Annotated in this window: 7 protein-coding genes and 1 pseudogene; 7 read left to right on the top strand and 1 reads right to left on the bottom strand. The window is 72.3% G+C overall.

The window, feature by feature from the left end; translation table 11 throughout:
- The coding region (locus tag VF665_RS10300) for a hypothetical protein (protein WP_331053338.1) at positions 1-271 on the top strand (271 nt) is incomplete at its 5' end.
- Positions 272-336: 65 nt separating this feature from the next.
- Here VF665_RS10300 and VF665_RS10295 read toward each other — a convergent pair.
- A complete protein-coding gene (locus tag VF665_RS10295; RefSeq protein ID WP_331053337.1) occupies positions 337-981 on the bottom strand; it encodes a regulatory protein RecX in 645 nt (214 codons plus the stop codon).
- Between the two features lie 93 nt (positions 982-1,074).
- Between VF665_RS10295 and VF665_RS10290 the strand changes: the two genes are divergently transcribed.
- From VF665_RS10290 to VF665_RS10265, 6 genes and pseudogenes are all read left to right on the top strand, one after another.
- A complete protein-coding gene (locus tag VF665_RS10290; RefSeq protein WP_331053336.1) occupies positions 1,075-2,259 on the top strand; it encodes an aminotransferase class V-fold PLP-dependent enzyme in 1,185 nt (394 codons plus the stop codon).
- A complete protein-coding gene (locus tag VF665_RS10285) occupies positions 2,259-3,311 on the top strand; it encodes a C40 family peptidase (protein ID WP_331053335.1) in 1,053 nt (350 codons plus the stop codon). The genes VF665_RS10290 and VF665_RS10285 overlap by 1 nt, the downstream gene beginning before the upstream one ends.
- 1,094 nt (positions 3,312-4,405) lie before the next feature.
- Positions 4,406-4,792 (top strand): holo-ACP synthase, encoded by a 387-nt coding sequence (locus tag VF665_RS10280; RefSeq protein WP_331053334.1) that lies wholly within the window; start codon positions 4,406-4,408, stop codon positions 4,790-4,792.
- Positions 4,793-4,861: 69 nt separating this feature from the next.
- Positions 4,862-5,593 (top strand): ZIP family metal transporter, encoded by a 732-nt coding sequence (locus VF665_RS10275; RefSeq protein ID WP_331053333.1) that lies wholly within the window; start codon positions 4,862-4,864, stop codon positions 5,591-5,593.
- Positions 5,590-6,924: a replication-associated recombination protein A gene (locus tag VF665_RS10270; protein WP_331053332.1), complete on the top strand. Its 1,335-nt coding sequence runs from the start codon at positions 5,590-5,592 to the stop codon at positions 6,922-6,924. The genes VF665_RS10275 and VF665_RS10270 overlap by 4 nt, the downstream gene beginning before the upstream one ends.
- Positions 6,921-7,810 (top strand): annotated as a pseudogene (locus VF665_RS10265) (hypothetical protein); the annotation flags it as partial. The gene VF665_RS10270 and the pseudogene VF665_RS10265, both read left to right, overlap by 4 nt.

The raw sequence follows: 7,810 nt of genomic DNA, 5'->3' as shown, positions 1-7,810 counted from the left end.
CGGGGGAAGCCGCATCAAGCCGCCGGAAACGGACCTGCTGCTGATTCCGCCCGACCGGCCGCGCGGCGTGGCCAGCCAGGACGTGGCCATCCGCCTGCTGGTGGACATCCGCGGCCGGGTGCGCAGCGCCCGCCTGGTGACCAGCACGGGGAACCGCGGCTACGACGACCGCGTGCGCCGTTGGGCCTCGGAACTGGTATTCCGCCCCGCGGTGAACCTGGACACCAGCCGCCCGGTGGAGGCGGAAACGGAAATCACGGTGTCCGTCTGACCGGGACGGATCGTCGTCCGGTAAACACTGGGGCCCGCCGCGGAGCATCGCGGCGGGCCCACTCGTTATCCGTCGTATCCGCTGCGCGGAAGCACCTGGTCCATCGCCTCGCGGATGGCGTCGCCGCCAAAGCCGCGGCGGGCCAGGTAGCCGTGCAGCCGCCGCCGCGCCCGGTCCGGCTCCTCGCCGGCCCGCGGCTTCCACTTCTGCGCCGCGCGCAGGGCCAGTTCCAGGTCGTCGGTCCCCTCGCCCTCCATGGTTTCGCGGATGGCGTCGCGGGCGATCTCGGCGTCCACGCCCTTGGCGCGCAGCTCGTTCTGCAGCCTGCGCGTGCCCTGCGGGCGCAGGCGCACCCGGTCGCGCACCAGCATCCCCGCGAACGCCGCGTCGTCGATCATCCCCAGCTCGCGCATGCGCTCCACCACCTCCGCCGCCAGTTCCGGCTCGTACCCCTTCATCCGCAGGCGGCGGGTGAGCTCGGCGGCGCTGCGCGGGCGCACGGCCAGCAGGTGCAGCGCGGCGTCGCGCGCCTGCCATCCGCGGTCCTTGCGCTCCAGCTCGGCCAGGCGCGATTCGGTGATGGTTTCGCCCACGCGAAGGTGCGCCGCGTGGGCGAGCTCCAGGGCCAGTCCCATCCGGAACACGCCGTCGATGAACAGGCTGACCCGTTCTGCGGCGTGCTTCTGCGGCTCCAGCGCGGTGATCTTCATGGGTCGGGTGCGGGGCGGCGCGGCCTTGTCGGCGTGGGGACCGGGGGATTATGCTTGCGCCGGCCGCATCCCGAAACCCGCACTGGACGCGAATTGCCGCTGGACGCGCTTCCGCACGCCGCCGCGCCGGACTTCCGGGCGTTGCGGGACGAACAGTTTCCGTACGTCGCCCGGGCGCCGTACCTGAACGCCGCCTCCATGGGGCCGCTGCCGGAACGCGCCCGGCGGGCCGTGGATGCCTACACCCTGCGCCGCGCGGACATCCACCGCATGCGGGGCGACGACTTCGAGCCGACGGCCGCGCGCTGCCGCCGGCTGGCGTCGTCGCTCATCGGCGCGGAGGCGGACGAGATCGCGCTCCTCCCCAACACCAGCTTCGGGCTGAACCTGGCCGCGCTCTGCCTGCCCTTGCGGCGCGGATCGCGCGTGCTGATCAGCGACCGCGAGTTCCCCGCGAACGTGTATCCGTGGATGGCGCTGGAGCGCACGGCGGGCGTCACGCTCTCCGTCATCCCCGCGGATGAGCACGGGCACCCGGACGAGGCGCGGCTGATGGAGGAGCTGGCGCGCGGAGACGTGGCGATGCTGGCCATCTCCGCCGTGCAGTTCACGGACGGATGGCGCGCCGACCTGGCCACGCTGGGCGCGGCGTGCGGGCGGTACGGCGCCTGGTTCGTGGTGGACGGCATCCAGGCGGTGGGCCAGCTTCCGCTGGACGTGCGCGCGGCGGGGATCGACGTGCTGGCCACGGGCGCGCAGAAGTGGCTGTGCTCGCCCTTCGGCACCGGATTCACGTACGTGCGGCGGGAGCTGATCGGGCGGATGGAGCCCGCCGTGGTCGGCTGGACGGGGCAGGCGGCCTCCGCCGACCTGGAGCGGGTGCTGGACTACGGGACGGAGTGGCTGCCCGGGGCGCGGCGCTTCGAGGTGTCCACCCAGCCCTGGCAGGACTACGCGGGGATGGCGGAGTCGCTGGAGCTGCTGCTGGCCGCGGACCCCGCACGGGTGCAGGCGCACGTGGCCGGGCTGATCGACCCGCTGGCGGCGTGGCTGCATGCGCGCGGCGTGGTGATCACCAGCGACATGGCGCCGGAGCGGCGGTCGGGGATCTTTGCGTTCCGGCCGGAGGACGTGCGCGGTGCGTACGGGGCGATGCAGCGGGCGGGGGTGGGATGCGTGGTTCGCGAGGGTGCCATCCGGTTGGCGCCTCACCTGTACAACCAGCCGGAAGACATGGCGCGCGTGATGGAGGTGCTGGACGAATGCCTGCCGCGATGATGAAGGGCTCCACGGAGGCGCTCAAGGAACTGGTGCAGGAGGTGCGCGACGCGTACGCCCCCGACCCGCGCACCGCCGTGTTCGAGGTGGACGTGGAGGTGCACGGGGACCGCGTGGCCTTTGTGGGCTTCACCTCCGAGCCCGCCGCCGCGGAGGAACTGCACCGCCGCGCCGCCGGACTCACGGAGTGGACGGAGGTGGCGGACCGGGTGCAGCTTCTGCCCGAGGCGCACCCGGACGAGCTGGTGCACGCCGTGGTGTCCGCGGCGGTGGCGCCCATGCTGGGCGGGCCGCGCATTCAGTCCACGCAGGTGTCGCAGTCCGTGCTCGGGAGCCGGCTCATCGTGTTCCGGCGCGAGGGGCGTTGGCTGCAGTGCAAGGGGCCGGACGGGTACATCGGGTGGATTCACGCCGGGTACGTGGCGCTGATGGACGAGGCCGGCGCCCGCGCGTGGGAGATGGGCGCGGACGGCGACGTGTGGATTTCGCTGGGCGCCGAGGTGGTGGGCGACGACGGCGAGATCATGGCGCGGCTCCCGTGGAACGCGCGCATCACGCGGCTGGGAAGCGGGCTGGCGCGGCTTCCCGACGGGCGCACGGGGCACGTGCGGGGCGAGGTGATTCCGCTGGGGGCGCGGGCGATCGGCTTTCCCACCGACCCCACGGCCATCTGCGCGACGGCGCCGCGGTGGCTGGGGGTGCCGTACCTGTGGGGCGGAATCACCATGGGCGGGGTGGACTGCTCGGGGTTCGTCCAGGCGGTGCACCGGATGCACGGGCACCACCTGCCGCGCGACTCCGACCAGCAGAGCCGGGTGGGGGAGCCGGTGGATCCGGGGGAGAACTTCCAGAACCTCCTGCCCGGCGACCTTCTGTTCTACGCGGAGCAGCCCGGCCGCTGCACGCACGTCACGATGTCCGTGGGCGGGTCGCAGATCATCCACGCCTCATTGGGCAACGCCGGGGTGGGGCGCAACGACATGGCGGGCCGGCGCAGCTACGAGCGGGAACTGCGGCGCATCTTTCTCTGGGCGCGCCGCGTGCTGCCGTAGGCGGAGCGACGTGCGGAACGCGCCGTGTGACGGTGCGCCAAGCCCGGCTTCCGCCCGCACGAAAGCGCGCGTGTCATTCTGAAGGAGGCGCCGAGCGGGGCGTCTGCTGCTCGGGCTCTGGCGCCGACTGAAGAATCCCGCCGCATGGCCTCGGATGCAGGGCCGGTTGCGTGGCGTGCCCCGGCCTCTCGGGCGTCGGAGGAGTCCAGGGCGTGCCGCGCCGGCCAGCTTCCCCGCCGACGCATCGGCCCGGGGATCCTTCGGTCGCAGACGGTTCGGTGCGGGCGCAGGGCGCGGTGCGACGCTCCCTCAGAGGGCGTTGAGAAACTCACTTGTGCCGCTTCGGCGCGTGAGTGTCACCCTGAAGGAGCAGCGCACTGAGCCGTTCACTCACGCCAGACCCTGTGCGACGGAAGGAACCCGGACCGAAGCATCCGTGTGGCCGCTGCCCGGCGCGGCGTCCTCCGGCCTCCTCGCGGCGTACGCGGGTCGGGAGCGCGCCACGCAGCCTGTCGTGCGTCGGCTGCCGTGTGGCGGGATTCTTCAGTCGGCGCCAGAGTTGGAGCACCGGATCGGCCCCGCCGGGCGCCGCCCTCAGAATGACACTCACAGGCCGAGGCGTTACAACAAGCGGGTTTCTCAACACGTCTCAGGATGACGCGGACACGCCGAAGCGGCGGCTGGAGGCTTTCTCCGGACAACGGGTGATGCGCCTCACAGTCGCGGCGCGTGGCACCATCGCGGGGTCAGGCGCACGGCGGTGTGTGCAGCGCAAGCGCCGGAACGCGGACGGGCGACGAACCGTGAAGGTGCGTCGCCCGTCATCCCACAGAAAACGACAGCCGGGGCTAGTTCTTGATGAGCAGGTGCACCAGCAGCCACCCCATGGCAATGCCCGCAGCGGTGCCCGCGGCAATCACCGCGCCCAGGCGGAACCTGCTTTTCCAGGGGGATCGTGCCACGTCTCCTCGTCAATCAACAGGGGTGATGCCGCGCTCGTCCGGCGGCGGGCGGGCGATTCGCCAGACCCGTGCCGCGCCGGGCGCGGCGCGGCTACGTTGCGGGTCCGCCCGCGTGTGCGCAAGGCCGGCGCCATGATCGTGGGCATTGGCACCGACCTGGTCTCCATCTCCCGTGTCCGCGAACTGATGGACCGCAAGGGTGCCGCAGCGGCCGCCCGCTTCTTTACCCCGGCCGAGACGGAGCGCTGCCTGGCCTCCCGGTCGTCCAGCGAATCGTTCGCGGCGCGGTTCGCGGCCAAGGAGGCGTACTTCAAGGCGCTGGGCACGGGATGGGGGCTGGGCGGGCGGTGGACGGAGGTGGAAGTGGTGTCCGCACCCTCCGGCGCGCCCTCCATCCGCCTGAGCGGGCGCGCCGCGGAACGGGCGGCGGAACGCGGGATCGGGCGCATTCACCTGAGCATGACGCACACCGGCGACACGGCCGCCGCCTTCGTGGTGCTGGAGTCCGCCGCCGGTTGACAGCGTTCCCGTGCGGCGGCCACTTTGCCGCGCTCGCTCGCACTTTCCCGGACGCGGACACCCGTCACGTTGCAGACCGCGCTTCTCTACGCCCTCGCCGCGGCCGGGGCGAACCTTCTGGGCGGCCTGGTGATCACCGCGCCCTCCGCCACGGGCCGTGCCACGCAGCGCCTGATGATGGCGTTCGGCTCGGGCTTCATGATCGCCACGGCGCTCGTGGGGATGATTCCGCACGCCATGGAAGCGGGCGAAAGCGCCGTGCTGGCCGTGCTGATCGGGTACCTGCTGGTGCACCTGACGCAGCACGTGCTCACGCCGCACTTCCATTTCGGCGAAGAAACGCACAAGCACGCCATGGTGGACCGGTCGGTGGGGACGGCCGCGCTCATGGGGCTGCTGCTGCACACCTTTTTTGACGGCGTCGCCATCGCCAGCGGGTTTCAGGCGGGCGAGTGGCTGGGGCTGCTCGTCTTCGTGGCCATCCTGCTGCACAAGATGCCGGAAGGGGTCACCGTCGCCTCCATCATGCTCGCCAGCGGCAACTCGCGCCGGCGGGCCATCGGCGCGGTGCTGCTGCTGGGCGCGTCCACCATGCTGGGCGTTATTCTGACCCAGTACGTGAAGCTGCTTTCCACCACCGGGCTGGCGCTGAGCGCGGGGGTGACGCTGTACGTGGGCGCCAGCAACCTGGTGCCCGAGGTGCAGAAGAAGCGCGACCTGCCCAGCGCCCTGGCCCTGTTCCTGGGCGCGGGGCTCTTCTACGCCACCTACCTGCTGCTTCGGCGCTGGGTGCAGCCATGAGCGACCTGTCCCTGTTCGGCGAGCCGGAGCCCCCCTCGGACCGACGCGACGACCCGCCCGCCCCGCCATCCTCCGCGCCGCTGGCGGAGCGGATGCGGCCGCGCTCGCTGGACGAGATCGTGGGCCAGCCCGCCCTGGCCGGCCCGGAGGGCACGCTGCGCAAGCTGCTGGCGACCGGCCATCTGCCCAACCTGATCCTGCACGGCCCGCCGGGAACGGGAAAAACGACGCTGGCCCGCGTGATCGCCGGCGACAGCGGCTACTCGTTCGTTCCCTTCAACGCCGTGAGCGAAGGGGTGCCGCGGCTGCGTGAGGTGGTGAAGGAGGCGGAAACGCGGCGCAAGGCGGGGCGGCGCACGCTGCTGTTCGTGGACGAGATTCATCGCCTGAACAAGGGGCAGCAGGATTTTCTGCTCCCCGGCATCGAGTCAGGGCTGATGACGCTGGTGGGCGCCACCACGGAGCATCCGGCGTTCGAAATCAACCCCGCCGTGCTGTCGCGCTCCCGCGTTCTGGTGCTGGAGCCGCTTTCGGAGGATGACGTGCGCGCCGTGGTTCGCCGCGCGCTGCAGGACGAAGAGCGCGGGCTGGGCGGCGCGGGGCTCTCCATCGACCCCGAAGCGGAAGACGTGCTGGTGCGCCACACGGGCGGGGACGCGCGGCAGGCGCTCACCGGGCTGGAGATCGCCGCGCGGTTGGCGGGGGAGGGCGGACGCATTACGCCGGAGGAGATCCGCGAGGCGCTGCAGCGGCCCACGGCGCGGTACGACACCTCGCTCATGTACGAGATGCTCTCCGCGTTCCACAAGTCGCTGCGGGCGAGCACCGGGTCCGGCGCGCTGTACTGGGCCATGCGGATGATCCAGTCCGGCGAAGACCCCAAGACGGTGTTCCGCCGCCTGATCGCCGCGGCGTACGAGGACGTGGGGCTGGCCGATCCGCAGGCGGGGATCGTGTGCGTGAACGCCATGCTGGCGTACGAGCGGCTGGGGCATCCGGAGGGGATGCTGCCGCTGTACAACGCCATTCTCTACGTCGCCAACGCGCCCAAGAGCAACCGGGCGTACATGGCGGGCGGCGCCGCGTCGCAGGCGGCAAAGGAGCATCCGGACGCGCCCATTCCGCTGCACCTGCGCAACCCGACCACGTCGTTGATGAAGGAGTGGGGCTTCGGCGAGGGCTACAAGTACGCCCACGACTTTCCCGGCGGCTACACGCCCATGCAGACGCTGCCGGACGAACTGGCGGACGAGCGCTTCTACGAGCCTACGGACCGCGGCTACGAGGCCCGGATCGCAGCCCGCATGCACGACCGCGGCGATCCGGGGTGAACATGGACCGGTCGGCGGGGCGGGGCGCGCTTTCGCTCCTGCTGCGGCTTGAAGCGCGGCGGCTGGCGGATTCGGTGCGGCATCCGCGGCCGGGTGCGTGGATCGCGATCCTGCTCCCGCTTTCCGTCGGCGTGGCGGCGCTGTGGTTCGGCGCGGACTCGGTGCGGGTGGATGCAAGGGACGGCGATGGCGCCATCGCGCTGGGGCTGCTGGTGAGCGGGCCGGTCGGGTTCTGGGCGTATCCCATCCTTTTCCGCCCCGCGGACGACGCGCTTCTCCGCCGCTTGGGCGTGCCGCCCTCCGCATCGTTCTGGCTGCGCGCGCTGCGCCTGGCCCTGCTGGCGCTGCTGATCGTGGCCGCGCTGATGGTTCCGTACGCCGCGAGCGGCACGCTGGACCTCGCTCCGGTGATGGTGGCGCTCGCAGGCGCCGTGGTGGCGTGGGGGACGGCGGTGTTCGCGCTGACGGGCGCCGCGCGGCGGATGGTGGCGCCCGGACGCCGCGTGGCGCTTACGTCCATGATGTTCGCGCCGGACCGTGAGCTGATCGACGCCGGCCCGCTGGTATGGGCGCCCATGGCCCCGCTGGTGTTCGGTGCGTTCGCCGCGCGCTTGAGCATCGCGGACGCGGTGCCGCCCGCGGCGTGGGTGCTGGGTTTCGCGGCGCTCGCCGCCGGGCTGGCGTGGATGGGCGCGCGGCGGTTCGCGCTCGCGCTGCCGCGCTTTGGCCCGCGCGCCAACGAGATGTCGTACGCGCCGCCGCCGGCCGCGGGCGATGCGGGGCTGGTGATCGGGCGGGGGCTGGCGCGCCTGCTGCCGCGCCGCACCGGGGCCGTGCGCGCCCGCGATGCCGCCGTCGTTTCACGCCGCTATCGCTGGGCGGCGCG

Source organism: Longimicrobium sp., assembly GCF_036387355.1.
Lineage (GTDB): Bacteria > Gemmatimonadota > Gemmatimonadetes > Longimicrobiales > Longimicrobiaceae > Longimicrobium.
The sequence above is the reverse complement of the archived record's forward strand: the minus strand, read 5'-3'. Positions and strand labels throughout refer to the sequence as shown.

Coding starts and splice junctions, on each gene's coding strand:
- VF665_RS10295 (WP_331053337.1), bottom strand. CDS start 981: ATGAAGATCACCGCGCTGGAGCCGCAGAAGCACGCCGCAGAACGGGTC.
- VF665_RS10285 (WP_331053335.1), top strand. CDS start 2,259: ATGAAGGGCTCCACGGAGGCGCTCAAGGAACTGGTGCAGGAGGTGCGC.
- VF665_RS10280 (WP_331053334.1), top strand. CDS start 4,406: ATGATCGTGGGCATTGGCACCGACCTGGTCTCCATCTCCCGTGTCCGC.
- VF665_RS10270 (WP_331053332.1), top strand. CDS start 5,590: ATGAGCGACCTGTCCCTGTTCGGCGAGCCGGAGCCCCCCTCGGACCGA.